Raw genomic sequence first — 25310 nt, forward strand, 5'->3', positions numbered from 1 at the left:
TGTGTTAACTCGTCGTTTACCCAACAAATATTTGCAATTGCGGGCTGCTGTTTCCCCGCTTGGATCAGAGCTTCGCCAACGACTTGACCAACTAAGCCAAGCTGCGGAAAACCCTGCACAAACTGGAAAAAAGACCGGTAACAGACACGCCGGCCACGCCACCAACGCAACGCCGTCGACCATAAAAAGTGACTCGGGCGCGAGCGTCAAGGCATAGTTTTTTACATATTTGTGACCGCAATATCTTGTGTGTCACATATGTGGATAACGGGGAGAAACCTCGCGAAAAAACCACGCATGTGGAGGACCTTGCGCGTGCGCCGCAATCGATCAGGATCGGAAAAGGCCAGGATGCAGGCTAGCGGGTGGCGACGAAATCAGGATCGAAACTCGCAATCAGCGCTTGGAGTTCCGGCTCGTCGACCCTGCGCGAGGCCTCGTCGACACCCATCCATTCAATGCGGCGTTCGCCGCGCTCCGGCCAGTTCTTTTCCTGGCGAGAGAAATGCATGGGAAAGACATCAACGACAAAGTCGCCGTTTTCGCCCTCGGACATATCATTCTTCTTGTAGGTATAGGTACCGATCGAGAAAGGTGCTATCTCGCCGCGCGCGCCGGCTTCCTCATAGGCTTCGGTTCGTGCGGATTGGGCAAATGTCTTGCCGACCTGCGGCCAACCTTTTGGCAATACCCACCGGCCGGTGCCGCGGCTCGTAACCAGCAAGACTTCGGTCTTGTCCTTCTTGATGCGATAGACAAGCGCTGCCACTTGGCGAATTCTGCCATTTGGCATTTCAATTCGCTTGTCGGTCACGATCTCGTCCAAGTAGGTTACGTTCAAGGCTCCGCTCATACTTTAGTCTTATTATTTTCAACTAATGTGGACCGATTCTTCAAATCCACAAGTGTTTCCACCCAACCAGAAGTTGCTTAACCACCACTTGTGACGATTTTTTGAACAGCAGTGCAAAAATCTCACAATCCGCGAATTATTTTGCAGCCCTGAATGATGAAGCCCCGACCAAGTGTTAACTGGTAAGGGTGCGCCACACGCGATACTCTGTTCGTCCAACACGATCGGAGGTGCAATGGTCTCCCAACGTTCGTCTTTCGAGAATGAAGAGTTGCCTCATTCGCATGCTTCAGCTGCGGACCGCGGGCGTTCCAGCGTCATCGCATCGTGCGTCTACGCCAACGGCAAGCGTATTGCAGATATTCCGATCGACGAAGCGGGCAGTTGGGCCAAGCGGGAGGGACATGTGGTCTGGATTGGTCTCCTTGAGCCCGATGCCGAACTGCTGCATCGGGTGCAGAACCAGTTCGGCCTGCACAGCCTTGCCATCGAGGATGCCGAACACGCGCACCAGCGCCCAAAGCTCGAGCAATACGGCGACGCGATCTTCGTCGTGGCGCGTACCGCGCAGCTCATCGACAACCGGGTGGCTTTCGGGGAGACCCATGTTTTTCTTGGCAAGGGCTACCTGGTCAGCGTGCGCCATGGTCCCTCAACGTCCTACACGGCCGTCCGCCAGCATTGGGAAACGTCGCCCTATGCACTCGCCAAGGGTGAGGATTTTATCCTTTACGCCATTCTCGATTTTATCGTGGATAATTACATGCCGGTGCTCGAGGCGATCCATGACGAGGTCGAGTCGATCGAAGACCGCGTCCTGACGAAGCCGATGACCAGCAGCGATCTCGAACGCCTCTATATGCTGCGGCGGGATCTCCTGCGGCTACGCAATGCCATCGGTCCGCTGGTCGATGTCTGCGGGCGTCTCAGCAATACGGACCTGCCGCAAATCCAGACGGCGATGCAGCCGCTGTTCCGCGACGTGACCGATCATGTGCGCACAGTTCAGGAGAAGATCGATGGCCTGCGCGAGGTGCTCGCCTTCGCCTTCGAGGCCAGCCTGCTCGTCGGCCAAAGCCAGGAGACGATCATCTCGAAGCGCCTCGCCGCGTGGGCGGCGATCCTGGCGGTGCCGACGGCAATTGCCGGCATCTATGGGATGAATTTCAAGTATATGCCCGAGCTTGACTCGCCCAACGGCTATTATTGGATCATGGGGCTGATGCTGTCCGCCTGCCTGATCCTTTTCTGGAGGTTCCGCAAGAGCGGATGGCTCTAGTCAGCCGCGATGGCCCTTGGTAATCGGCTCCTGATAGGTCAGTCCCATATCCCAGGGGAAATAGATCCAGGTATCCTGTGAGACTTCCGTCACAAATGTATCGATGAGCGGGCGGCCCTTCGGCTTGGCATAGACAGTTGCGAAATGCGCCTTCGGCATCATCGAGCGGACGATGGCCGCGGTCTTGCCGGTATCAGTCAGGTCATCGACGACAAGGATGCCTTCGCCCTCATTTTCCAGGAGACGCGCATCAACATCCTTTAGAACCTTGAGTTCTCCCTGCTCGTCATAGTCGTGGTAGGACGCGATGCAGACCGTCTCGATCATGCGAATACCGAGCTCGCGGCAGATGATCGCCGCCGGAACGAGTCCGCCGCGCGTGATCGCGACCATGGCGCGCCATTCCCGCTGCATGCCGGCGACCCGCCAGGCGAGGGCCCGAGCGTCCCGGTGAAACTGGTCCCAGGAGACCGGAAAGGCTTTTTCAGGCAGGGACATGGCGCGCACTCCATAAGGGTGGTGAATACAAAATAGCGGAAATCCGCAAGGAATGCATTTCGCAATAGCGGCAAATGCCAGCCTATGGCAAGCGGCATGCGCGGTCAGTTCAACGCAGGCGCGGGAAATATGTGGGTTGCCGGGCCGCTAGCGCGACATAAGAGTCAGGCAAGGCATGTCCGCCATGATCGAACTTGTGACGCCGCCGAACACCCATTCCTTCAGGCGCGATTGGCTATAGGCGCCCATGATGAACAGATTGGCGTTGGTCTCAGCAATCCGCCGGCGCAGCACCTTGTCAGTTGCCTCTCCGTGCGATTCGACGATGTGCGGCATGACATTGACGCCGTGACGCCGCAGGGCGTCGGATAGCGGCGTACCTGGGATCTCGAGATTCGGATCGAGCGGCTTCTTCGGATCGATCCACAGAATGTCAACGGAGTGTGCCTTGAGGAGCAGTGGCAACGAATCGAAAGCGGCGCGGGATGCTTCACGCTTGCCATTGAAGGCGACCACGACATGGTCGATTTTCTCGGGAATGGTGCCCTTATAAGGAACGAACAGTACCGGGCGTCCGCTTTCCATCACCAGGGGGTCAGTGACATCGTTGACGCTGTCGGGATCGTTCGGGTCCGGTTGGCCGGCGATGATGATATCGGCGCGCAGCGCACTTTGGGTTACACCGGCCGAGGGACTGCTGCTCTCGGAGCGTACGATACGAAATTCATGACCGATCTTGCCGCGCGCCATCTCGGCATTGAAAAGCTTGGTGATCGCCTCGGAGTTTTCCTTGTGGCGTTGTTCGTGCGCTTCAAAGAGCGTGGTATCGGCAAAGCCGGTGGGATCAGCATAAACAATGGGGGAAGGGATCGTATAAAGACCGATAATATGCGTGCGCTCACTGGACGAAGCTATCAACCTCGCTGCATCGATCACCCTCTTTGCTTCACGTTCGCTGCGAATGAATGCGATGATCGTGCGAAATGCCATAGTGGTCTCCATCATTTGCTGCACCATGCGGCGCATCTCACCGTATTATACCCCTTAAACACAAGAATTTCTTTGCCTTTTCGGGAGACAGCGTCAATTCGATGTGTATCAGCGTGCGACAGCGGACGCCGATAACCCCTCAACCATTTTTCTCACCGCGGTTTCGGCGGCAACGAGTTTTGCTTCGTCGCGCGCCCGGATGACCAGTTCCGTTGAGAACCTGTCGTTTTCGTATTTCGGATAGGACCCTATGATCGTATCGGGATGAGCGGCCTGGATATCGCGCAGAGCGGTTGCGATCGTTCCTTCACCAAACGGGCAATTCACCGAGCGCGACAAGAGTTGCCTGCCGACACGAAGCGTGGGCAGAACGTTGTCGAGCATCGCCTGGAAAACCGACGGGACACCCGCCATGACATAGACGTTGCCGATATTGAAGCCGGGCGCCGTCGAAACCGGATTGGCGATATGCGCCGACCCGCGCGGCATACGCGCCATGCGCTGGCGGCTCTCGGTAAACTCCATGCCGCGTGCCGCATAGTTGTCGCCCATGATCTTCATGGCTTTCGCATCATGTTCGCATGGCACGCCGAAGGCCTTGGCGATCGCATCCGCCGTGATGTCGTCGTGTGTCGGACCAATACCGCCTGAGGTAAACACATAGTCATAGCGGGCGCGCAGTGCGTTCAGCGCCTCGACGATGCGGTCTTCCTCGTCGGGCACGATGCGCACTTCCTCAAGGTCAATGCCTGCTGCCGTCAGAATATCGGCGAGATGGCCGATATTCTTGTCCTTGGTCCGGCCGGAGAGCAATTCATCGCCGATGGCAAGCATGGCGGCGGTCACGACTTCGTTCGACATCAGATTCTCCTATCGGACGGCGACGGTAATTGTACGAGGGCCTTGCGGCAAGCCATTTCAAAATGTGGCGCGGGTGCTATCGCGCGGACGTATGCGAGGGGCAAATCAACGATTGACTGAATCGTCGTAACCGGTGAAAAGCAAAGCGCGCGGACGTGGCGAAATTGGTAGACGCAAGGGACTTAAAATCCCTCGGCCTATGGTCATGCGGGTTCGACCCCCGCCGTCCGCACCACTCCAATGCCATCGGTATTCATCGGTTGGAAACCGCCGCTGTAAACCTCATCACACCGCACCGGCTCTTGAGAAAGTCTATATGCGCCCGGTATTCCGTCGATGGATGTCCCATCCAGCATTTTGACCGGGCGGCATCGTCTCATCCGCGGCGGACCTTAGGAGACCGCAATAGGCGGCGTCCGGCGCGGCGATTTCATGGCAGACGGAACAGGCTCCATCCCCTTGCGCAGAGAGTGGCGGCGGATTTACCCAGTTCGCTTGTCCTATGGGGCTGTAGCGCTCGGGGGTTTCGATCGCGGATATCTGCCAACGGTGTCTCGGGATGGATCATGAAAACATTCCGGCCACGATGACAATTCGTACAATTCTCACCCAGACTGTAACCGTTCTGCACATCAGCGATCTTGAAGGTAATGTCTTGACCCGTAATGGGAATGCCAAGGGCGTCGATGTTGTCCCAGAAGCAAGCCTTGCCTGTCTCCTTGCTTTGACAAATGACGCCCAAGGCTTCGTATCCGCCTTCGGCATTCTTTCGCGGCAAAGCATAACAACGCCCCTGATCGCCCGGGGATTCATACGTAAACACCTCTGTGCTGACGCCATTCGGGACGTTGACGAAGGTCGTATTCAGTCTTCCATGACCAACCCAGCGGGCGTCGGGCCAATCCGGCGGAATGGGCACATTATTCGTCATGCAATCCTGGATATAGGTCTCTCTTGCACGGCGTGACCGGTCACCGAGGGGGCGGTCGAGGTTATTGGCTTTCATTTTTGAAGACAAATCTGGATCACTCATTGCGCGGCGGACTTCTGGTAACTGACTGAGGGCTCGCTCAACAACGCTGACGCGCTCTTGGTAGATCGTGCGCTCATCCGCCGGCAACTGTGCGATATTCTGGTAAATGAGAGCCTGTCGCGCCAACATCCCGTAAGCTCGTTTGTCTCCAAAAGACTCGAGTACCTTTTTCTGCGCTTCGGAGCCCAGGAGGGGAGGTACTTTCGCACCCAAAGTACCATCGAGATTGCTGGTCGAACGAGGCGCAGCGATGATATCGAGAACGGAGTTCTGAATTTTTTCGATCGCTGCAGGGTCAAGCGGAATGACTTTGAAATTCTCGTCGACAGCCGCTCCGTGGTAGACATGAGCTATCGTTGAAATCGTGAGTGGAACCGCACCGGAGGCGGACGATTGCGCTTCCACCGATTGCTTGCCAATTAACAATCCAACGCAAAGCGTGTTTGCAATGAGCGATATAATAACGATGCTTCTGTACAGCACAATATCCCCCTCGACAAGCAAAGTAAGAAGGCCAGCTCACGGTCCCAGTGAAAGTTAAATATAATGAATGCATTACTCAGTCGATGACCATGAGAAAACTTTGGAGATCGCAGTAGCATCTCACCATTTAGCGTCATGCAACTTGAGTTGATACTTATAATATGGGCAACTTACTTTGCCAAGGAAAACCGGTTTCCTGCTCGTCATGCACGCTTGCGTGAAGCTGGCTGTGGCGGGTGGATTTGCATTCCAACATCGCATAAAAGCGGCACTTCCAACGCCAAGAGAAGACGATGCCGGCCATTGCGACCCAAACTACGACGACCAGGATCAAGGCATTCGCCGCGAACAATCCAGCGATGCTGTTTGTGCTCTGCTATTTTGCGTTCCAGGTGTTTTTCCTGACCATGATATCAAATGGCGCCGGGGTCGACGATGCCGAGCAACTTGCCTATGTCGGTGCTTTGCAATGGGGGTATGGCGGGTCGCAGGCGCCTCTCTATACCTGGATCAACAGCATTGCCGGCGATTTCCTCGGTATCAGTCTTTTTACGATCTATCTCGTGAAGTTCAGCATGCTGGCGAGTCTGTTCGCCAGCGTCTATTTCGGGGCCCGGCTCCTCGGACTCTCGCGGATGGTTGCCGCCGCCGGCATGCTCGGCATGTTCATGCTGCCGCAGATCTCCTGGGAATCGCAGCGTACGCTTACCCACTCCGTCGGGGGAACGACGGGCTGCGCCTGGGCCTTTCTTGCCTTTGCCTGGCACATGAAATCGCGGTCATGGCTTTCGGCAGCGTTGCTTGGGCTCGGAATTGCCGCGGGCCTTCTTGGAAAATTCAATGCAAGTTTTCTCCTCATTGCACTGATTTTGGCCGGTTTTTCCATTCCAAACTATCGTTCGGTTCTGCTTTCGCGTCCAAGCCTCGCCGCCGTTCTTGCATTTGCCGCAGCGGTAACGCCAACGGGGCTTTGGGCGTTAGCCCATACGGAGAACCTTCTCGCCCGTTCGCACAAGTTTGAAATGAACGCCGGGGGACAATTGTTCATCAGCCGCCTCCACGGCGAATGGAAGCTATTCCTCAACAGTGTGCTCTTTTCAGGCGTTGCGCTGGCATTCTTCGGGATAGCCTGGTGGCGTGGCCGCGGCGATCGCGTGACCGCACGCTCGTCCTGGACGGACGGCGAAAAACTGGTGGCGCGGATAGTATGGTTTGCGCTCGCGTGCGTTGCCATCGGCGTTCTGATCAGCGGCGCTGCGGAGGTCAAGGATCGCTGGCTGCAGCCGATCCTGTTCCTGTCGCCATTGTACCTCGCGGTCCTACTTGATCGGTTCATCCGTTCCGACGTTCCGTTGAAGCGGTTTGCGGTCGTCGGGGCGATATGTGGCCTCATCGCCATCCCGGGGCTCGCGATCAATATGCTTTACGCTCGCGATGGAGACACGCCCTCGATCGGTCAACTCGATTACGCGAAGCTGTTCGCCGTGACGCGCGCCGACGGCGATTACCGGACGGTGGTGTCCGACGGCCCCCAGTTTCCCGGCAACCTGCGCCTTTATGATACGTCGCTGAGCCCGGTGCATATTGAAATGCCGAATGCCTCGGCCCGCATCAAATTTCCCGCGCTCTTCGTGTGGTCCGGGAATGATCTCAACCCTGCCGTCATGGCTCTGATGAACGCTGCCGGGATAGCAACACCACCACCCACCGACGTGCGGCATATTTCGTTGGGATTTAAGCATTATCCGGAACGGACAGAGGGCGTAAGCTACGTCCTCGTTCCCGGTCCCGCGAAGCCCTAGCGCTGAATGGTGTGCTCGAAGCCGAAGCCGCTTCTGACGCACGACGGTATACCGGTCTAACGATAGCCATTGGAAGAGCTGTTGCCGCGGCGCGGTCGCTCGCATCCGTTCCGGTTATTCGATCCCTCAACCTGAATTGCAGGACCTATACTCCGGTATGGCTCGGCCTGTCCTGGACCCCAATTGTCCGCAACTACGCCTCAACGTAGCGTCGTGATGCCGCGTGTAAGGCGGCGGTCAGCAGACACAAGCAACAGGAGACTGCCATGAACCTACAACAGACCTCGAACCCCGCCGTCAAACCGGTTCCCGACGAGCTGGTTCCGTCGCGCTACGCGTTGAAGATCGGCGAGATTGACGTAATGGTGGTCAGCGACGGGGTACTACCGTTGCCGGGCAAGATGTTGGGCCACAACGCCGATCCGGCTGACCGGGCGGCTTGGCTCGACTACAATTTCCTGCCGACGGATAAGCTCGATTGGGGGCTGAACGTCGTCGTGGTGCGAAGCGGCGGCAAGACCATCCTCATCGACGCCGGTCTGGGCGACGACCCGAACCTTAACTTGCCGCGGGCCGGGCAGCTTGCCCATCGGCTGGATGCCGCCGGCATTGAGCTTGCGTCCGTGACCGACGTGATCCTGACCCACATGCACATGGACCACATTGGCATGTTGCTCGTCGACGGGGTGAAGGAGCAGTTGCGTAAGGACCTGCGGATCCACGTGGCGGAAGCCGAGGTCAAGTTCTGGACGCACCCCGATTTCTCCCACGTCTCCATGCCGGACGGGTTCCCGGACGCGCTTCGGGCGGCGGCCAAGCGGTTCGCGGAAGAGTACCGCAGCAATCTGCGGACGTTTGAGGAGAAATACGAGGTTGCGCCGGGTGTGGTCGTCACCCGCACCGGCGGCCACACACCCGGGCACAGCGTGGTTCGCCTTGCCTCCGGCGGCGACCGGCTGATGTTCGCCGGTGACGCCGTGTTCGCTGTGGGATTCGAGCACCCCGACTGGTTCAACGGCTTTGAACATGATCCCGAGGAAGCAGCCCGCGTCCGCGTCCGTCTTTTGAAGGAGCTGTCGGCGAGCGGCGAGCTGCTGGTGGCCACTCACCTGCCGTTCCCATCCATCGGCCATGTGGCGGCCGAGGGCGACGCCTTTCGTTGGGTGCCGATCTTCTGGGACTACTGATCGATTGGTAGGGCGCGATAACCCATGGCGATAATGGGTCCGCGCCCTAGTGCCTAATCTTCGACGAAGACCTCGTCGCGCTTCTTGCGTATGCTAGGCAAGAGCACAATGACGAGGACAGCGGCCGCAAGAATCAGAAGTGTCAAGCTGATTGGCCTCGTCAAGAACGTCGTCGGGTCGCCGCGCGACATGATCATGGCACGTCTGAGATGCTCTTCGAGGAGCGGTCCGAGCACGAAGCCAAGCAGCAGGGGCGCGGGTTCGCAGCGGAGTTTCGACAGTCCGTAGCCGAGCAGTCCGAAGAACGCGACGGCATAGAGATCGAATACATTGGAATTGACGCTGTAAACGCCGATCGAGCAGAACACGATGATCGCCGGAAACAGCATGTAGTATGGGATTGTCAGGAGCTTCACCCACAGCCCGATCATCGGCAGGTTGAGCAGGATTAGCATGAGGTTGCCGATCCACATCGATGCGATGATGCCCCAGAAAAGCGCCGGCTGTTCCGTGGCGACATTCGGGCCCGGAACAATACCTTGGATAATCATTGCGCCGATCATGAGAGCCATGACCGGATTGGCGGGGATGCCGAGGGTAAGCATCGGGATAAATGAAGTCTGTGCGCCGGCATTATTGGCCGATTCGGGCCCCGCAACGCCGGCAATTGCACCTTTGCCGAATTCCTTGGGCGTCTTCGAGATGCGCTTTTCGACAGTATAGGACGCGAAGGAAGCGAGAATCGCGCCGCCGCCCGGCAGGATACCAAGAGCTGATCCAATTGCAGTCCCCCGGAGGATCGGCGCGGCCATTGCCTTCCAGTCTTCCCGCGTCGGCCAGAGGTTGCTGACCTTTTTGATCATCACGTCGCGGTCATGTTCGTTTTCAAGATTGCGCAGGATTTCGGCGATGCCGAAGACGCCGACGGCGAGCGCCACGAAGTTGAGGCCGTCGGAAAGCTCGAGGATGCCGAGGTTGAACCTTGGCGTACCGGTATAGATATCAGTGCCGACGAGGCCGAGCAGGAGGCCGAGAACCACCATTCCGAGCGCCTTGACGACCGAGCCGTGGGCAAGCGCAATCGACGAGACAAGCCCGACGATCATCAGCGAAAAATATTCGGCCGAACCGAATTGCAGCGCCACGGCGGTCAGTGGCGGGGCGAACACGGCGACAAGAACCGTCGAGACAGTTCCCGCAAAGAACGAGCCGATTGCGGCGATGGCGAGCGCCGCGCCAGCACGCCCCTTGCGGGCCATTTGATAACCGTCGATGGCGGTGACGGCCGAGGACGATTCACCCGGCATGTTGATCAGGATCGCCGTGGTCGATCCGCCATACTGAGCGCCGTAATAAATGCCGGCCAGCATGATGAGCGAGGAGACTGGCTCCAACTGGAATGTGAGCGGCAGGAGCATGGCGATCGTCGCCGTCGCGCCAATGCCGGGCAATACGCCGATCAGCGTGCCGAGGATGACGCCGATCAGGCAGAACAAGAGGTTCCACGGATGTCCCGCGGTTACGAAGCCGAGCGTGAGATTATCAAGGAGTTCCATGCCGACCTCACTGCCCTAGCCAAGGGCCGAAGCGCCGGAAGGGCAGGCCGAGAGCGTAACTGAAGACGATGACGGAAAAGAGCGTTAGTCCGCCCACCAGAAGGAGCGCGGTGCCGGGCCGCATTTTGGAACTGGCAAAGGCAGCAAGCATGCCAGCCAGGAACAAGGAGGGCACGAAGCCGAGGCCGCGCACCGTGAGGCCGAAGAGAATGGGAGCAGGAAGGATGAAGAGCATACCACGCCAGGCAATCGGTCCCATCGGCTCATGCTCGACCTGAGTGCCCTGGATAATAACGATGATCCCGAAGATGACGAGCAAGCCGGCAAGCACCAAGGGGAAGTAGCCCGGGCCCATCTTAAATGCCGTACCGATATCGAGCCCGTACGCCTGAATGGCAAAGAAGAGACCGACCGCGATGAAAAACAGCCCACAAATCAGGTCGCGCATACTGAAGGTCAAGGATTTCATTTACCCCCCAATGCCGTAGCATTATTCATCATTTTGCCGGTTCGTGGTCTTCAACAATCCCGAACCGGCAAAATAGCTTAGTCGGCGTATTGCCCGGCCGCTTCAATGATGGGCTTCCAGCGCGTAACTTCGCTTTCAAGCTTCGACTTCAGCCCATCGGGAGTGGCCTCGGCATCCGTAACCGGCACCGTGCCGAGTTCTGCGAAGCGAGCGACAACGTTCGGGTCCTTCAAAGCCTTCTGCAGAGACGCAGACAGTTTCTGGGTGACCTCCGCCGGAGTTCCCTTTGGCGCGTAGATGCCGTGCCAGATGCCGACCTGCATGCCCGGCAGCCCAGCTTCTGCGACCGTCGGCAGATCGGGAAGAGCATCGAGACGCTTTGCCGAAGTCACCGCATAGGCTTTGACAGTACTGCCCTTGATCTGCTTCGTGGTGTTGGTCGTCTGGTCGCACATCAGGTCGACCTGGCCGCCGAGAAGGTCGGTCATCGCCGGTCCCGTTCCCTTGTAGGGGACCGTAACGAGCGACGTCTTGATTTCACTCATGAACAGCATGCCGCAAAGGTGTGAAGCCGCGCCGATACCTGCATTCGCAAGTGTAATCTTGTCAGCATTCGCCTTTACATATTCGACGAGGCCTTTCATGTCGGTGGGTTCGAAGTCCTTCTTGGCGATGATCGTCATCGGAACGTCGGTAACGAGGCCGACATATTCGAACGCATTGAGCGTGTCGTAGGGCAATTTGCGATAAAGCGTGGCGCTGGTCGCCATGCCGATGTGATGCAGCAAGAGGGTGTAGCCGTCAGGGTCGGCCTTGGCGACCTGCGAAGCACCGAGCGTACCACCGGCGCCGCCTACATTCTCAACGATGATCTGTTGTCCGAGATCCTTCGACATAGATTCGGCGACAAGGCGCGTGACCGTGTCCGTCGGGCCGCCCGCCGCAAATGGCACAACCATGGTAATGCTGCGCTCGGGATAGCCGGCGGCATTGGCCCCGCTGGCGACAAGGGCAAAAGCTGCCGTAGCAGCCAGCGAATAAAACAGTTTCTGCATCAATTTCCCTCCCAGACGATATCTCGAATATTGCGTAACGAACCATGGCGCTCGAGGTTGCTGATATCTTTCACCAATATCTTTCTCCTCCCGATATTGGCAGCATCGCTTTCGGCGCGTAGCATCCGATTCTATCGGACGAAACCACGGCGGGTATGTCAAGCAATTCATGGGGTTCGTGAATATTTTTGACCGATCGACTGTGAACAACCCCAGCATCGCTTAGTCTTTAGGTATAGGTTGTTCCCACCCTCCAATGCAGCAGAGGCAGTTTAATGGTCAAACAGGCAAATCGCGGTGCCAAACCCAAGTCCTGGACGGAATCGGCAGCTTTGCTGGTGGACGTCGCGATGGGGCGAAAACATGCCGATCTCGTGGTGCGCAATGGTCGCCTCGTCAGCGTCTATTCCGGCGAGATCATAGCGGGCATGGACATTGCGGTCGCCGCGGGTCGCTTTGCGTTTGTCGGGCATGGAGTGGAGCACTGTATCGGACCGAAGACGAAGGTCGTCGACGCGGGCGGACGTTACCTCGTGCCGGGCCTGTGCGATGCGCACATGCACGTCGAAAGCGGGATGGTCACGGTAACGGAATTCACCCGCGCGGTAATTCCCCACGGCACCACATCCATGTTCATCGACCCGCACGAAATTGCCAACGTGCTTGGGCTGGAGGGGGTGCGCCTGATGCATGATGAAGCGCTCGCCATGCCAATCAATGTCCATGTACAGATGCCGAGCTGCGTTCCCTCTGCCCCCGGGCTGGAAAATGCCGGCGCCTCGATCAGTCCGCGCGATATTGCCGAGGCGATGACGTGGCCGAATATCATCGGGCTCGGCGAGGTAATGAATTTCCCGGGCGTTGCCAATAACAACGCCACGATGCGCGGCGGGATCGATGCGACCATGAATGCCGGCAAGACCGTCGGCGGTCATTTCGCGTCGCCGGAGCTTGGACGAGCGTTCCACGGTTATGTTGCCGGAGGCCCCGAAGACGACCACGAAGGCACGCGAATGGACGATGCGATCGCCCGCGTGCGTCAAGGCATGCGGGCAATGTTGCGGCTTGGATCGGCCTGGTACGACGTTGCCAGCCAGATCAAGGCTGTTACAGAGCAGGGGCTCGATCCGCGGAACTTCATCCTTTGTACCGATGACAGCCATTCCGGAACGCTCGTGCATGAAGGACACATGGATCGCGTTGTCCGTCATGCGATCGCACAGGGTTTGAAGCCGGTGACGGCGATCCAGATGGCGACGTTGAATACCGCGCAGCACTTCCGCCTTGAGCGTGAAATCGGGTCGATCACGCCCGGCCGATTGGCGGACTTCCTGATCGTATCCGACCTTGCCAACCTGACGATCGACCGGGTTTACGCCCGGGGCAACCATGTAGCGGAAAAAGGCAAGCTCGTCGCAGAAATTCCACCCTACAACTATCCCTCGTTCGCGAAGAACACGATCAAGCTCGGCAAGAAACTCACGGCAAAGGACTTTGATATCAAGGCGCCAAAACCCGCAAAACACGTCACGGCGCGGGTGATCGGTGTCATCGAAAATCAGGCGCCGACACGGGCGCTCGAGGCCGATCTTACGGTTTCGGACGGGATCGTTCACATGGACCGGCGCAACGATGTTTGCCAGATCGCACTTGTCGAACGCCACCGTGGGACAGGAGCGGTGGTCAACGGCTTTGTTTCGGGCTTCGGCTATACGCTCGATTGCGCCATGGCCTCGACTGTCGCGCATGACAGCCACCATATGATCGTCGTCGGCACGAACAAGGACGACATGGCCAAGGCCGCCAATCGACTCGGCCAGGTCGGAGGGGGCGTGGTGCTCTTTTCCAAGGGGCGTGAGCTTGCGCTGGTGGAAATGCCGATTGCCGGCCTGATGTCGGACCAGCGGGCCGAGGTCGTCGCGCAACAGGCCGACAAACTGGTCAATGCAATGCGTGCCATGGGCTGCAGCCTCAACAATGCCTATATGCAGCACTCGTTGCTGGCGCTCGTGGTCATACCGGAATTGCGCATTTCCGATGTCGGCATTATCGATGTCAGGACATTCGAGAAGGTTGACCTGTTCCTATGACTGCATTCATCAAGGCCGTGGAGCGCGCGGCGGAAAAAATGCGCGCCTTGTTTCCAGAAACGCCACTACAGCTTAATCACTATCTCTCCCATAAGTATGGCGCGCAGATTTGGCTGAAACGCGAAGACCTGTCGCCCGTTCGTTCCTATAAAATCAGAGGCGCGTTCAACTTCATTTCGCATTATCTCACCGAGCACAAAGACGAGAATACGAGTTTCGTATGCGCCTCGGCCGGCAATCATGCCCAGGGTTTTGCCTTTATCTGCCGAAACTTCGCCAAGAAGGGCGTGGTCTTCATGCCGGTTACGACACCGCAGCAGAAGATCGACAAGACGCGTACTTTTGGCGGCGAGTTCATCGAGATCCGTCTCGTCGGCGATATATTCGACCAATGCTATTCCGCCGCACAGGATTATGCCGCCGAGACCGGCGCAGTCATGGTGCCGCCATTCGACCATAACGACATTATCACGGGGCAGGCCACAGTCGCCCATGAGATCGCGGCGCAGCTGCCGGACAAGCGCAAGCCGGATTTGATGATCCTTCCCGTTGGCGGGGGTGGTTTATCGGGGGGCGTCACGCGGTATCTTAGCGAACTCGGCTGGGAAACACGCTTTCGATTTGTCGAGCCTGCCGGCGCGCCAAGCCTCAAGCGCAGCCTCGAGGCGGGCAAACGCGTCAAGCTCGATACCGTCGACACTTTTGTCGATGGCGCTGCGGTGGCGGAGATAGGAAGGGAAAATTTCAAGATTCTCAAGAGCTTCACGGCAGACTCTGTGATGTTGATTCCGGAGAATCGTCTGAGTTCCACCATCCTTGAAATGCTCAATATCGAAGGCATCGTGCTTGAGCCGGCGGGTGCACTTGCCATCGACTCCCTCAAGGATTTCAAGAAGAGCGAAATCAAGGGCAAACGTATTATCCTTGTCGTTTCGGGCAGCAATTTCGACTTTGAGCGGCTTCCGGAACTGAAGGAACGCTCGCTCCGCTATGAGGGGCTGAAGAAATATTTCATCTTCCGCTTTCCGCAGCGGCCTGGCGCATTGCGCTCGTTCCTTGATCTGCTCGGACCGGAGGACGATGTCGCGCGTTTCGAATACTTAAAGAAATCAGCGCGCAATTTCGGTTCGGTGCTCATCGGGATCGAAACCAAGAACAAGGTCAATTTCGACATTCTGTTCAAACGCTTCGACGAGGCAGGCTGGGCCTATCAGGATATCACCGACAACGATGCGATCGCTGGGCTGATCATCTGATGCCGACCTATATCGTCCTGTTCCGTGGTGTTGGCGGGGCGACGTTGCTGCCGGTAAAGCCGCTGAAGGACGCGCTGGTCGATGCGGGGTTCACCGAGGTCGCTACGTATATCAATACGGGCAATGTCGTATTGGTATCAGATTCGGCGCGACAAACCATATTGCAAAGAGTGGCGGCTATCACCTTGGAAAAGTTCGGTTTCGCCAAGGCAATCATGATCCTGAGCAGGGAGGAATGGTCAGGGTTGATCGCGGCCAATCCCTTTCCAGAGCGCGCGGCCGAGGGCAACAAACTTCATGCATTTGTTCTGGAGAAGGAACCCGATAGCGAAGCGGTGAATGCGCTCGAACGGAAAGCGGTCGGCCTCCCCGAACAATTCATGGTTGTCGGCAAAGTGCTTTATTATTATCCGCCGCAGGGGGCATCGCAATCGAAGCTGCACGGCAAGATCGAATCGACACTGCGGGTCATCGCGACGGCCCGCAACTGGAATACAGTGCTTAAATTGGGGGAACTGGCCGAGCGACTGGAGGGGAATACGAAATGACGGCTTATATCGCGCTGTTTCGCGGGATCAATGTCGGCGGCAACAAAGTCGTCAAGATGGAGACGCTGCGCAATTTGCTTGAGAGCGTCGGCCTCTCTGACGTGAAAACCTACATCCAGAGCGGCAACGTCGTATTCAAGTCGAGCCAAACGGCTGGGCGCATCCAGGTGACCATTGCCGGTGTCTTTCCCAAAGCGTTTGGTCTCGAATCGCGAGTTTCCGTCCGTAGTATCGATGAATGGACTTGGTGGCGAAGAACCCCTATCCGCAAGCAAAGGAAAATCCGAAATCGCTCCATGCCGTCATCCTCAACGATGATCCGACAGACGCTGCCCTGTCGGAGTTCGAAAACAGGGCCCGCGGCGCCGAGAGTTTTACCTTGAGAAATCGGGTGCTCTACCTTTATACGCCCGACGGCTTCGGCACGTCGAAGCTGGCCGATGCGCTCGACAAGGTGCTGAAGGTTCCGCTGACCGCGCGCAACTGGCGCACGGTTTTGACACTTCAGGAGATGGCTGCCGCCATCTGACTCGGTCTGATCGCATCTTCCAGAACGCGGAAAATGCGCGGATCGGAACACTGAGCCACATTGAAGCGCATATAGCTGTTTGCGTCAGGCGAGGGGCTGAACACCTGCCCGGGAGCAAAGATGACACCTTCCTTGAGCCCGTACCGTGCGACCGCCGCGGCATCGACGCCTTGTGGCAGCCGGCACCAGACGAACATGCCGTTGCGGGGTTCAATCCAGGGCGTGATCCCCATGGATTTCAGCCGGAATACGGTGTCACCCATGCTGCGGGCAAGGCGGGTTCGCAGCGCATCGACGTGCTTGCGGTAGCCGGCGTCCTTGAGCATCAGCAATACAAGCTCGGCAGAGATGCGGCCGGCGCCGAACGATGTCGCGACACGCATGTCCACCAGGCCCTCTATCCAGTCGCCCCGCGCAGCGATGAATCCGCAGCGCACCGACGCCGACAGAGACTTCGAGAAACTGCCCATATGGATTACCCTTTCAAGACCGTCAAAAGCTGCGAGGCGAGGGGCAGGTTCCTGCTCGAAATCGGCAAAGATATCATCCTCGATGATCGTCAGGTCGTGTTGCTCGGCAAGTTTCAGGAGGCGATGGGCAATCACCGGCGATAGGGTGGCGCCGGTTGGATTATGCAATGCCGAGTTGGTGATGTAGAGACGCGGCCTGTTCGTCCCGAGGGCTGTGGCGAAGAGTTCGAGGTCCGGGCCAAATGGCGTATAAGGCACACTAATGATGTTTGCTCGGTGCGCCTTCAGAAGGGCGTGAAAATTGAAGTAACACGGATCGTCGACAATCACGGCATCGCCTGGTTCGATAAGGAATCGGCAAATGAGATCAATCGCCTGCGTGCCTGATTCGGTCAGCATGATCTGATCAGGCGCAGCCTCGATGCCATGGTCGGCCAAACGGCGCGAAAGCAGTTGCCGAAGCGGATGTAGCCCGAGAGGCGAGGCGTAATCGGTGAGGGCAGCCGTGTCTCCCCGCGCCAGCATGCGCAGCGCCCGGCGAATGCCGTCCTCCGGCATCCACGTGGCGGGCAGCCAGCCACAGCCGGGCATTGCTACATCCACGCTCGCCTCCAGAGACATGCGCGACACCCAGAGCGGATCTATGGCCCGGTCGAGCCGCGGACCGATTTCCGCGAGGTTCAGTGGCGGCAGATGGCCGGCAACATAAAAGCCGGCTCCCCTTCGCGACCGGATGGCACCTTCAGCCGTCAGTCGGTCATAGGCCTCGACGACCGTGGATTTGGAAACGCCCATCGTTGTCGCGAGGCCGCGGATCGATGGCAGCTTGGCTCCGGGGACGAGCGCGCGGCGCGCCACGCGCTGGCGGATCTCGGTCATGACGCGTTCGACCAGCGTTCCTTCCAGGGCTGAATGTTGCGGATAGTCTTTCATCATCTGTACTGCTCTTGCATCCATTACAGTTTAAGAAAATTGTACTGGACCGTATCTGGAAAATCCATCCCGCAGACGCCAGAAAGTTCGCACAAATTCTGTAGTGGGAATCAACATGGACAAGGTAGCGAGCGGCTGGCTCAACGGCTTCGTCGGCGTACTCATCTTCAGCGGATCGTTGCCGGCGACGCGGGCTGCCGTATCAGGTTTCGACCCGATCTTCCTAACGGGTGCCCGTGCCACCATTGCGGCCTTGCTAGGGATCGCGCTGCTACTCGCGTTTCGCGAAAAGCGCCCCGACAAGGCCGATCTTGTGTCGCTTGTTGTGACAGCCCTTGGGGTCGTCGTCGGCTTTCCGCTGTTGACCGCGCTGGCACTTCGTCATGTAACCTCCGCACATTCGATCGTCTTTGTCGGCCTTTTGCCGCTCGCAACCGCGATCTTTGCGGTTTGGCGCGGCGGCGAGCATGTGCGGCCGTTGTTCTGGCTGTTTTCCTGCCTTGGCAGCATGCTCGTTGTCGGCTTCGCCCTGACTCAGAACGTTTCGGTGTCGCTTGTCGGTGATCTTTTGATGTTTACGGCAATCGTCGTGTGCGGTCTCGGCTATGCCGAAGGGGCGCGTCTGTCGCGGCGACTCGGCGGCTGGCAGGTCATCTGCTGGGCGCTGGTCATTTCCCTGCCGGTCATGTTGCCGCTGACGTTCTATATGATGCCGGGCGAATGGCAGGATATCAGCCGGCCGGCCTGGTTCGGCCTATTCTATGTTTCGCTGTTCTCGATGCTGATCGGCTTTATCTTCTGGTATCGCGGTCTGGCACAGGGCGGTATCGCGGCAGTCGGCCAACTGCAGCTATTGCAGCCCTTTTTTGGACTGGTCCTTGCCGCGACATTGCTCGGCGAGCAGGTGGGCTGGCCGATGATTCTCGCAACCGTCGGCGTTATCGCCTGCGTCGGCGGCGCCAAACGCTTCGCCCGGTAGCCCGGTAGCTGGATAGATTTTCTACCCGACGAGGCGGACACGGAAACTTATCCTTTGCCAGCGTTCGATCGACCGGCTATCGCCTACCGCAATGGCGCCTGATGCTGGATCCTAAACCCCGATGAATGCCCTGGTCGATTATTTGACGCGATTGCTGCCTGCGCTTGCCCCGGTGAGCCGCATGGAGCGTTTTCGGGCCTGCGTCGGTGCATTTCTTGGGATCTTTGCAACGGGCATCGTCAGCGAGGCGGCACTCGGCCCGACGTCAAGCGTCCCTTTGCTCATCGCTCCGATGGGGGCCTCGGCAGTCCTCCTGTTCGCGGTACCATCGAGTCCTCTGGCGCAGCCCTGGTCAATTTTGTGCGGCAATGTTCTTTCCTGCCTGATCGGCGTGACCTGCGCGATCTTTATCCCTGATCTCGTCATTGCATCGGCGGCCGCCATTGGCGCGTCGATTGCCGTCATGATGCTGACGAAATCACTTCATCCGCCGAGCGGAGCGGTTGCGCTCACCGCCGTGTTGGGCGGGCAGGTCGTCCACGATCTTGGCTATGGCTTCGTCATCTGGCCGGTGGGACTGAATTCACTCCTGCTCCTCGTCATCGCCATCGTCTTCAACAACTTGACCGGCCGGCGTTATCCGCATTTGGCGCAGCCGGCAGGCAAGAACATCCACAACACCGCCGATCCTATCCCGTCAGAGCGAATTGGATTTGCGCCCGGCGATCTTCACTTCGCCCTTGGCCAGTATGACGAACTGATTGACGTAAGCCCGGATGATCTTGGTTCAATTCTGCACAAGGCGCAGATGCATGCCTATCACCGCCGCTTTGGCGAGATACGCTGTGAAGAGATCATGTCCAGCGATGTCGTCAGCGTTGGGCCGGAGACATCGGTGCGACGTGCGTTTTCACTTCTGCGCCAACACCGGATCAAGGCACTGCCCGTCGTAAATCTCGAGCGCAAGCTCATTGGCATTGTGACGCAGACGGATTTCATGCAGCGCGCCGCCTGGCCATCCAGTGGGCGTTGGCCAGGAATCGTGGGAAAAATCGGCAGCATAGTCGGCGTTGCGCAAAAGCCACCGCGCGTGGTGGCGGACATCATGACTGCACCCGTGCAATTTGTTGCGCCCGATACACTCGTAACCGAACTTGTCCCGGCCATGGCTGATGGCGGGCTGCATCATTTGCCAGTTGCCGATCCGCAGGGCCGGGTATTGGGTATCGTTACCCAATCCGATCTCATCGCTGCGCTCTACGCGCGCAACCTTCACGACAGGCGGGCGATTCAACCGCTTTCCCTTGCCGGCTAACTCCCCGTAGCACATCCGGATTTTGCGTCGCACAATAATTCGTTTGCATTTTGGCGCGATAAGGCCCATATGCGGTCCAGGCGCTTGGGCCGGGCAATCCGGTCTTCCAGAATTTGGACTTGTGGCGTCTTCAGTCCCATTCGCACACGGTGATGGGCACGGCTGCGCAAGTCGCATGGGCTCGCCCTATAGGGGCGGTTGTACCCTTCGCGTCTCGTCGTATATCCATAAATTTTGCATGCGGGTTGCGCCCTGCGATGCGTTTGTGACCCGCGAGGAATCGCGCCGGTCAATGAAAGAAGATTGAATTGAACACTCTAGAAACTAACGGCTTTGCCGCGTTGGGCCTGAATGCCGTCCTGCTAAAGGCCGTGGAAGCGGCCGGCATGGCAGAGCCGAAACCAATCCAGGAACAGGCAATACCGGCACAGGTTGCCGGTAAGGACATTCTTGGCATCGCACAGACGGGTTCCGGCAAGACGGCTGCCTTCAGCCTGCCGATCCTGCAGAAGATCATGGGGCTCGGTGACAAGCGCAAGGGCAAGACTGCCCGCGCCCTCATCCTTGCCCCGACCCGTGAACTTGCCGTGCAGATCGAGGAAACGATCCGCAAGCTGTCAAAGGGTGCGCATATCTCGACTGCGCTCGTTCTCGGTGGCGTTTCGCGCATGTCGCAGATCAAGAAGATGCAGCCAGGTGTTGACGTGCTTATCGCGACGCCGGGCCGCTTGACCGATCTCGTGCGCGAAAACTGCGTCGATCTCTCCGAGACGCGCTGGCTCGTGCTCGACGAAGCCGACCGCATGCTCGACATGGGCTTCATCAACGATGTGAAGCGCATCGCCAAAGGCACGCATCGCGACCGCCAGACGGCCTTGTTCTCGGCAACGATGCCGCAGGAAGTCGCCGCCTTGGCCCAGGGTCTGCTGCGCGATCCGGTTCGTGTAGAGGTTGCGCCGCAGGGCACGACGGCTGCCGAAATCAAGCAGGTGGTGCATGCCATGCCGACGAAGCAGAAGAAGCAGGTTCTTTCGGCAATGCTGAAAGACGAGAAGCTGGCTTCGGTCATCGTCTTCACCCGTACGAAACACGGCGCCGATGCCGTGACGCGGGTTCTCGAAAAGGACGGCTATGATGTGGCCGCCATTCACGGCAACAAGTCGCAGAATGCGCGCCAGCGGGCCTTGAATGGCTTCAAGGACGGGTCTGTCCGCATCCTCGTTGCAACCGATATCGCGGCGCGGGGCATCGACGTTGTAGGCATCAGTCATGTCATCAATTTCGACCTTCCGGATGAGCCTGAGAGCTACGTGCACCGTATTGGCCGCACCGGGCGTAACGGCGCATCGGGTTCGGCCATCACGCTTTATGATCCGGCTGAAGAAAGCGTAAAGCTGAAGGCGGTCGAACGCGTGACGCGCATGCGATTGCCCATGGCCGATTCGCCTATTGACCTTTCAAGCCTGCCGGCTCGTGCCGCCAACAGCGACCAGCGCCCGGCACGCCGTGAAGGCGGCAATGGGGCTCCCGGCAAGAAGCCGCATCGCGGTCAATCGTCCGGTAAGCCGCGTGAAGCACGCGGCGAAAAGGTCTGGAGCAATGATGGCGGGGCTCCGGCACAGAAACGCCCGTTCAGACGCAACAAGCGCCGCAGCTTTGGCGCCAAGGCGGCCTGAAAATAATCCCTTGCACGCTTAGCGGCCGCCGGCATTCCCATGCCGGCGGCCGTTCTTTTTCGTGACGCTCTCCAGCACGAATTCGACAATTCACGTCGCTCACGCAATTCTGCGCTTGAACGCCTCGCTCCGGCCAAATAGGTTCTAGCCCTGCAGAATGAAGGACTTGTGCCATGCTGAATTCAGTGATCGATGCTATCGGCGACACGCCGCTCATCCGCCTCAAGAAAGCCTCGGATCTCACTGGCTGCGAAATCTACGGCAAGGCGGAATTCCTCAATCCAGGGCAATCGGTGAAGGATCGTGCGGCTCTTTACATCATTCGCGATGCGGAAAGGTGCGGCCTGCTTCGCCCGGGCGGCGTGATCGTCGAAGGTACGGCCGGCAATACCGGGATCGGGCTGACCATGGTCGCCAAGGCCCTCGGCTACCGCACGGTTATCGTCATCCCTGAGACACAGAGCCAGGAGAAAAAGGACGCGCTCCGGCTACTTGGCGCAGAACTCGTTGAAGTACCGGCAGTACCTTACCGCAATCCGAATAATTACGTGAAAGTCTCCGGTCGGCTGGCCGAACAGATGGCGAGAACCGAGCCAAACGGCGCTATCTGGGCCAACCAGTTCGATAATGTGATTAACCGGCAGGCGCATTTTGAAACGACCGCACCGGAGATCTGGCGCGACACAAATGGCAAGGTCGACGCGTTCATCTGCGCCGTTGGATCGGGCGGCACGCTTGCCGGCGTCGCCGAAGGGCTGAAGGGACGCGACCCGTCAATCAAGATCGGCCTCGCCGATCCGTTCGGAGCGGCGCTCTATTCCTACTACACGACCGGCGAGTTCAAGGCCGAGGGCAGCTCGATCACTGAAGGGATAGGGCAGGGGCGCGTAACTGCAAATCTTGAAGGCTTCACGCCTGACTTTTCCTACCAGATCTCCGATGCGGAAGCCCTCGAAGTTGTCTTCGATTTGGTGCAGGAAGAAGGGCTTTGCCTCGGAGGCTCATCGGGGATCAATATCGCCGGTGCTATCCGCATGGCCCGCGACCTTGGGCCCGAGCATATCATCGTCACGGTTCTCTGCGACTATGGTAACCGCTATCAATCGAAAATGTTCAACCCTGAATTTCTACGCTCCAAGGACCTGCCGGTGCCGGCCTGGATGGAGACCACGACCAATAATCCCGTTCCATTCGAGAACCAGAGCTGACATGGCCTACGATACGACGATTCTGTTTCGCGATGATTCGTACCTCAAGGAAATAGAGGCGACGGTTCTTGGCATCAACGAGCGTGGCGGCATCCTCACGGATCGCACGGTATTCTATGCCACCTCGGGCGGCCAACCGGGCGATACCGGCGTTCTAATCAGGGCGGATGGTACGAACATCGCCATTGCCGCAACGGTTACCGGCGAAACCAAGGATGAGATCATCCATGTGCCCGCGCCGGACCAGTCCATGCCTGAAATCGGCGAGAAACTGCTGCTTCGCATTGATTGGGACCGCCGCTACAGGCTTATGCGCATGCACACGGCCTGCCACCTCCTGAGCGTCGTCTGTCCGTTTCCGATTACCGGCGCCGCCGTAAGCGAAGAGGACAGCCGGGTCGATTTCGACCTGCCAGAGGCGGGCGTCACCCGTGAAGGCGTGACGGAAAAGCTGATGGAATTGGTCAACGCCAACCATCCGGTTTTCACCCGCTGGATCACTGACGACGAATTGGCGGCCAATCCGGGGTTGATCAAGTCAAAGAATGTTCGCCCGCCCATGGGAACGGGGCGTATCAGGCTCGTTTGCATCGGCAAGGATGCTTCTATCGACTCGCAGCCCTGCGGCGGAACGCACGTCGCGACCACCGGCGAAGTAGGGCCAATTCATATCGGAAAAATCGAAAAGAAGGGCAAGGAAAACCGACGTTTCCGCATCCGGTTTGGAACCTTGCCCGAGGGAGAGTGAACGTGTCTGAAAAAAGCGCCTATGTCGTTTCGCCGGATTGGCTTCAGGAGCGCCTGGGCCAACCCGGGCTTAGTATCCTCGACGCATCCTGGTATTTTCCTTTCCAGAATCGCGATGCCAAGGCCGAGTATGACTCGGCGCATATACCGGGCGCCGTCTTCTTCGACCATGAGCAGGTCTCCGATCCCGATTCGCCTCTGCCGCATACCTTGCCAAAGCCGGAGGCGTTCGCGGCGGCTGTAAGCAGCATGGGGATCACCAATGACGATACGATTGTCGTCTATGACGGCCCGGGCATGTACACCTCGCCACGCGTCTGGTGGATGTTCCGCACGATGGGTGCGAAGAAGGTGTTTGTGCTCGATGGTGGCTTCGACAATTGGAAAGCGGCGGGCCGGCCCGTCACCGACGCGGTAACCAGGATCGCACCCTCGGCGTTCGTCGACAAATTCGACGCCGGGAAGGTGGCAAGTTTCGCTGAGATGCGGGAAATCGTGGATAGCGGCTCACGGCAAATCGCTGACGCACGCTCCGCCGGCCGTTTCACCGGCATTGATCCGGAGCCGCGCCCGGGCCTCCGTTCCGGCCACATGCCAGGCGCACGCAGCGTGCCGTCAGCGAACCTTGCCGATAAAGGTTTTCTCAAGGACCTCAATGGTTTGCGCAACGTTCTCGATGAAGCGGGTGTGGATTTGTCGCGCCCAGTCGTCACAAGCTGCGGTTCGGGTATCACTGCGGCAGTTATCACGCTTGCCCTGGAATCGCTGGGGCACAAGGACAACATGCTGTACGATGGCTCCTGGGCTGAATGGTGCGCTCACAAGGACACACCTGTGGCAACGGGCAAAGCGTAAGTCATGGGTGACATTAGCAAACCGCGTATTCTCAAGACGCGCGTGACCCATCTGGAAATGACGGAGCGTCCGACGCAGTCAGTTCCAACGCCTGTCAGCTTCAAACTGGCCATCATGAGGGCGACCAAGATTTCGCTGCCTTTCTACCGTTTTCTGTACGAGCAGGTCGGCAAGCCGCATCATTGGTCCGTTCATCGCCATCTTGACGACAAGCCGCTTGCCGCAATCATCCACCGCGACAATGTCGACATTCATATCCTCTATGCCGACGGTTCGCCGGCTGGTTTCTTTGAACTGGTCATTGGCGAGACCGAAGGTGTCACTGAGCTCCTTTATTTTGGATTGATCCCGGAATTCCAGGGCCGGGGTCTTGCCAAATTCTTCCTCAATGAGGCGATCTCAACCGCCTGGATGAGCGATCCGCAGAAGGTCATCATCGAAACCAATACGCTCGATAGCCCGCGCGCTTTGCAAATGTACCAACGCATGGGATTCCATCCGGTCAGCTTTGCCGAGGCGGAAATCGAGGCTTGGGTTTAGGGGCGAGCACGCCTCGATACGTGGCACGCCGCCTCGTTCGGGCCCGCTCGCCCATCTATCTATTACCCCACCGTCGCCCTCGGGCCTGACCCGAGGAT

At 58.3% G+C, this 25310-nt stretch carries 22 protein-coding genes, 1 tRNA gene and 1 pseudogene; 15 read left to right on the forward strand and 9 right to left on the reverse strand.

Going from position 1 to position 25310, the window contains the following annotated elements; translation table 11 throughout:
• Positions 1-358 precede the first annotated feature (358 nt).
• Entirely contained in the window at positions 359-793 is a 435-nt protein-coding gene (locus tag AAAB35_RS17680) for an NUDIX hydrolase (protein WP_340669607.1), read from the reverse strand.
• Between the two features lie 295 nt (positions 794-1088).
• Between AAAB35_RS17680 and corA the strand changes: the two genes are divergently transcribed.
• Positions 1089-2132, forward strand: a complete 1044-nt coding sequence (gene corA, locus AAAB35_RS17685) for a magnesium/cobalt transporter CorA (RefSeq protein WP_340669587.1) — start codon at positions 1089-1091, stop codon at positions 2130-2132.
• On the opposite strand, the gene gpt is transcribed toward corA, so the two are convergent.
• The 3 genes from gpt to AAAB35_RS17700 form a co-directional block, all read right to left on the reverse strand.
• Positions 2133-2630, reverse strand: a complete 498-nt coding sequence (gene gpt, locus AAAB35_RS17690; RefSeq protein WP_340669588.1) for a xanthine phosphoribosyltransferase — start codon at positions 2628-2630, stop codon at positions 2133-2135.
• A gap of 147 nt (positions 2631-2777) precedes the next feature.
• Positions 2778-3620, reverse strand: coding sequence for a universal stress protein (locus tag AAAB35_RS17695; protein ID WP_340669589.1), 843 nt, complete (start codon positions 3618-3620; stop codon positions 2778-2780).
• A 108-nt stretch (positions 3621-3728) separates the two neighbouring features.
• Positions 3729-4481 carry a competence/damage-inducible protein A gene (locus AAAB35_RS17700; RefSeq protein WP_340669590.1) on the reverse strand — a complete coding sequence of 251 codons (753 nt, stop codon included), beginning with the start codon at positions 4479-4481 and terminating at the stop codon, positions 3729-3731.
• A gap of 149 nt (positions 4482-4630) precedes the next feature.
• Between AAAB35_RS17700 and AAAB35_RS17705 the strand changes: the two genes are divergently transcribed.
• Positions 4631-4716: transfer RNA gene (locus AAAB35_RS17705), tRNA-Leu, on the forward strand.
• Positions 4717-4911: 195 nt separating this feature from the next.
• On the opposite strand, the gene AAAB35_RS17710 is transcribed toward AAAB35_RS17705, so the two are convergent.
• Entirely contained in the window at positions 4912-5997 is a 1086-nt protein-coding gene (locus tag AAAB35_RS17710) for a hypothetical protein (RefSeq protein ID WP_340669591.1), read from the reverse strand.
• 293 nt (positions 5998-6290) lie between these two features.
• Here AAAB35_RS17710 and AAAB35_RS17715 point away from each other — a divergent pair, with 293 nt between their 5' ends.
• Both AAAB35_RS17715 and AAAB35_RS17720 read left to right on the forward strand, forming a co-directional pair.
• Positions 6291-7799 carry a glycosyltransferase family 39 protein gene (locus tag AAAB35_RS17715; RefSeq protein WP_340669592.1) on the forward strand — a complete coding sequence of 503 codons (1509 nt, stop codon included), beginning with the start codon at positions 6291-6293 and terminating at the stop codon, positions 7797-7799.
• Between the two features lie 266 nt (positions 7800-8065).
• Positions 8066-8986, forward strand: a complete 921-nt coding sequence (locus tag AAAB35_RS17720; RefSeq protein ID WP_340669593.1) for an MBL fold metallo-hydrolase — start codon at positions 8066-8068, stop codon at positions 8984-8986.
• A gap of 53 nt (positions 8987-9039) precedes the next feature.
• Here AAAB35_RS17720 and AAAB35_RS17725 read toward each other — a convergent pair whose 3' ends face one another.
• The 3 genes from AAAB35_RS17725 to AAAB35_RS17735 all read right to left on the reverse strand — a co-directional run bounded on the left by AAAB35_RS17725 (position 9040) and on the right by AAAB35_RS17735 (position 12066).
• Complete coding sequence (locus AAAB35_RS17725; RefSeq protein WP_340669594.1) at positions 9040-10542, reverse strand: tripartite tricarboxylate transporter permease; 1503 nt, start codon at positions 10540-10542, stop codon at positions 9040-9042.
• Between the two features lie 7 nt (positions 10543-10549).
• On the reverse strand, positions 10550-11011 hold the full coding sequence (locus AAAB35_RS17730) for a tripartite tricarboxylate transporter TctB family protein (RefSeq protein WP_340669595.1): 462 nt from the start codon (positions 11009-11011) through the stop codon (positions 10550-10552).
• A 77-nt stretch (positions 11012-11088) separates the two neighbouring features.
• Entirely contained in the window at positions 11089-12066 is a 978-nt protein-coding gene (locus tag AAAB35_RS17735; RefSeq protein WP_340669596.1) for a tripartite tricarboxylate transporter substrate binding protein BugD, read from the reverse strand.
• Positions 12067-12341: 275 nt separating this feature from the next.
• Here AAAB35_RS17735 and ade point away from each other — a divergent pair, with 275 nt between their 5' ends.
• From ade to AAAB35_RS17755, 4 genes and pseudogenes are all read left to right on the forward strand, one after another.
• Positions 12342-14156, forward strand: a complete 1815-nt coding sequence (gene ade / locus AAAB35_RS17740; protein WP_340669597.1) for an adenine deaminase — start codon at positions 12342-12344, stop codon at positions 14154-14156.
• A complete protein-coding gene (ilvA, locus tag AAAB35_RS17745; protein ID WP_340669598.1) occupies positions 14153-15412 on the forward strand; it encodes a threonine ammonia-lyase IlvA in 1260 nt (419 codons plus the stop codon). Before ade ends, ilvA begins: the two co-directional genes overlap by 4 nt.
• Positions 15412-15960, forward strand: coding sequence for a DUF1697 domain-containing protein (locus AAAB35_RS17750; protein ID WP_340669599.1), 549 nt, complete (start codon positions 15412-15414; stop codon positions 15958-15960). Before ilvA ends, AAAB35_RS17750 begins: the two co-directional genes overlap by 1 nt.
• 56 nt (positions 15961-16016) lie before the next feature.
• Positions 16017-16489 (forward strand): annotated as a pseudogene (locus tag AAAB35_RS17755) (DUF1697 domain-containing protein).
• On the opposite strand, the gene AAAB35_RS17760 reads toward AAAB35_RS17755, so the two are convergent.
• Complete coding sequence (locus AAAB35_RS17760) at positions 16465-17892, reverse strand: PLP-dependent aminotransferase family protein (RefSeq protein WP_340669609.1); 1428 nt, start codon at positions 17890-17892, stop codon at positions 16465-16467. The pseudogene AAAB35_RS17755 and the gene AAAB35_RS17760 sit on opposite strands and share 25 nt — an antisense overlap.
• Positions 17893-18007: 115 nt before the next feature.
• Between AAAB35_RS17760 and AAAB35_RS17765 the strand changes: the two genes are divergently transcribed.
• The 7 genes from AAAB35_RS17765 to AAAB35_RS17795 all read left to right on the forward strand — a co-directional run bounded on the left by AAAB35_RS17765 (position 18008) and on the right by AAAB35_RS17795 (position 25212).
• Entirely contained in the window at positions 18008-18871 is an 864-nt protein-coding gene (locus AAAB35_RS17765) for a DMT family transporter (protein WP_340669600.1), read from the forward strand.
• A gap of 181 nt (positions 18872-19052) precedes the next feature.
• Positions 19053-20186 carry an HPP family protein gene (locus AAAB35_RS17770; protein WP_340669601.1) on the forward strand — a complete coding sequence of 378 codons (1134 nt, stop codon included), beginning with the start codon at positions 19053-19055 and terminating at the stop codon, positions 20184-20186.
• 308 nt (positions 20187-20494) lie between these two features.
• On the forward strand, positions 20495-21862 hold the full coding sequence (locus AAAB35_RS17775) for a DEAD/DEAH box helicase (protein ID WP_340669602.1): 1368 nt from the start codon (positions 20495-20497) through the stop codon (positions 21860-21862).
• 173 nt (positions 21863-22035) lie between these two features.
• Complete coding sequence (locus tag AAAB35_RS17780; RefSeq protein ID WP_340669603.1) at positions 22036-23070, forward strand: cysteine synthase A; 1035 nt, start codon at positions 22036-22038, stop codon at positions 23068-23070.
• 1 nt (position 23071) lies between these two features.
• Positions 23072-23818, forward strand: a complete 747-nt coding sequence (locus tag AAAB35_RS17785; protein WP_340669604.1) for an alanyl-tRNA editing protein — start codon at positions 23072-23074, stop codon at positions 23816-23818.
• Positions 23819-23820: 2 nt separating this feature from the next.
• Positions 23821-24672 carry a 3-mercaptopyruvate sulfurtransferase gene (sseA, locus tag AAAB35_RS17790; protein WP_340669605.1) on the forward strand — a complete coding sequence of 284 codons (852 nt, stop codon included), beginning with the start codon at positions 23821-23823 and terminating at the stop codon, positions 24670-24672.
• Positions 24673-24675: 3 nt separating this feature from the next.
• The gene (locus AAAB35_RS17795) at positions 24676-25212 is read left to right on the forward strand and encodes a GNAT family N-acetyltransferase (RefSeq protein WP_340669606.1); all 537 of its coding nucleotides are present in this window, start codon (positions 24676-24678) and stop codon (positions 25210-25212) included.
• Positions 25213-25310: the final 98 nt, after the last annotated feature.

It is taken from the genome of Phyllobacterium sp. (assembly GCF_037994425.1).
GTDB lineage: Bacteria > Pseudomonadota > Alphaproteobacteria > Rhizobiales > Rhizobiaceae > Phyllobacterium.

Excerpts from the sequence above, each read along its gene's own strand:
- AAAB35_RS17680 (WP_340669607.1), bottom strand. The coding sequence starts at position 793 with ATGCCAAATGGCAGAATTCGCCAAGTGGCAGCGCTTGTCTATCGCATC.
- corA (WP_340669587.1), top strand. The coding sequence starts at position 1,089 with ATGGTCTCCCAACGTTCGTCTTTCGAGAATGAAGAGTTGCCTCATTCG.
- gpt (WP_340669588.1), bottom strand. The coding sequence starts at position 2,630 with ATGTCCCTGCCTGAAAAAGCCTTTCCGGTCTCCTGGGACCAGTTTCAC.
- AAAB35_RS17695 (WP_340669589.1), bottom strand. The coding sequence starts at position 3,620 with ATGGCATTTCGCACGATCATCGCATTCATTCGCAGCGAACGTGAAGCA.
- AAAB35_RS17700 (WP_340669590.1), bottom strand. The coding sequence starts at position 4,481 with ATGTCGAACGAAGTCGTGACCGCCGCCATGCTTGCCATCGGCGATGAA.
- AAAB35_RS17715 (WP_340669592.1), top strand. The coding sequence starts at position 6,291 with ATGCCGGCCATTGCGACCCAAACTACGACGACCAGGATCAAGGCATTC.
- AAAB35_RS17720 (WP_340669593.1), top strand. The coding sequence starts at position 8,066 with ATGAACCTACAACAGACCTCGAACCCCGCCGTCAAACCGGTTCCCGAC.
- AAAB35_RS17725 (WP_340669594.1), bottom strand. The coding sequence starts at position 10,542 with ATGGAACTCCTTGATAATCTCACGCTCGGCTTCGTAACCGCGGGACAT.
- AAAB35_RS17730 (WP_340669595.1), bottom strand. The coding sequence starts at position 11,011 with ATGAAATCCTTGACCTTCAGTATGCGCGACCTGATTTGTGGGCTGTTT.
- AAAB35_RS17735 (WP_340669596.1), bottom strand. The coding sequence starts at position 12,066 with ATGCAGAAACTGTTTTATTCGCTGGCTGCTACGGCAGCTTTTGCCCTT.
- ade (WP_340669597.1), top strand. The coding sequence starts at position 12,342 with ATGGTCAAACAGGCAAATCGCGGTGCCAAACCCAAGTCCTGGACGGAA.
- ilvA (WP_340669598.1), top strand. The coding sequence starts at position 14,153 with ATGACTGCATTCATCAAGGCCGTGGAGCGCGCGGCGGAAAAAATGCGC.
- AAAB35_RS17750 (WP_340669599.1), top strand. The coding sequence starts at position 15,412 with ATGCCGACCTATATCGTCCTGTTCCGTGGTGTTGGCGGGGCGACGTTG.
- AAAB35_RS17760 (WP_340669609.1), bottom strand. The coding sequence starts at position 17,892 with ATGAAAGACTATCCGCAACATTCAGCCCTGGAAGGAACGCTGGTCGAA.
- AAAB35_RS17765 (WP_340669600.1), top strand. The coding sequence starts at position 18,008 with ATGGACAAGGTAGCGAGCGGCTGGCTCAACGGCTTCGTCGGCGTACTC.
- AAAB35_RS17770 (WP_340669601.1), top strand. The coding sequence starts at position 19,053 with ATGGAGCGTTTTCGGGCCTGCGTCGGTGCATTTCTTGGGATCTTTGCA.
- AAAB35_RS17780 (WP_340669603.1), top strand. The coding sequence starts at position 22,036 with ATGCTGAATTCAGTGATCGATGCTATCGGCGACACGCCGCTCATCCGC.
- AAAB35_RS17785 (WP_340669604.1), top strand. The coding sequence starts at position 23,072 with ATGGCCTACGATACGACGATTCTGTTTCGCGATGATTCGTACCTCAAG.
- AAAB35_RS17795 (WP_340669606.1), top strand. The coding sequence starts at position 24,676 with ATGGGTGACATTAGCAAACCGCGTATTCTCAAGACGCGCGTGACCCAT.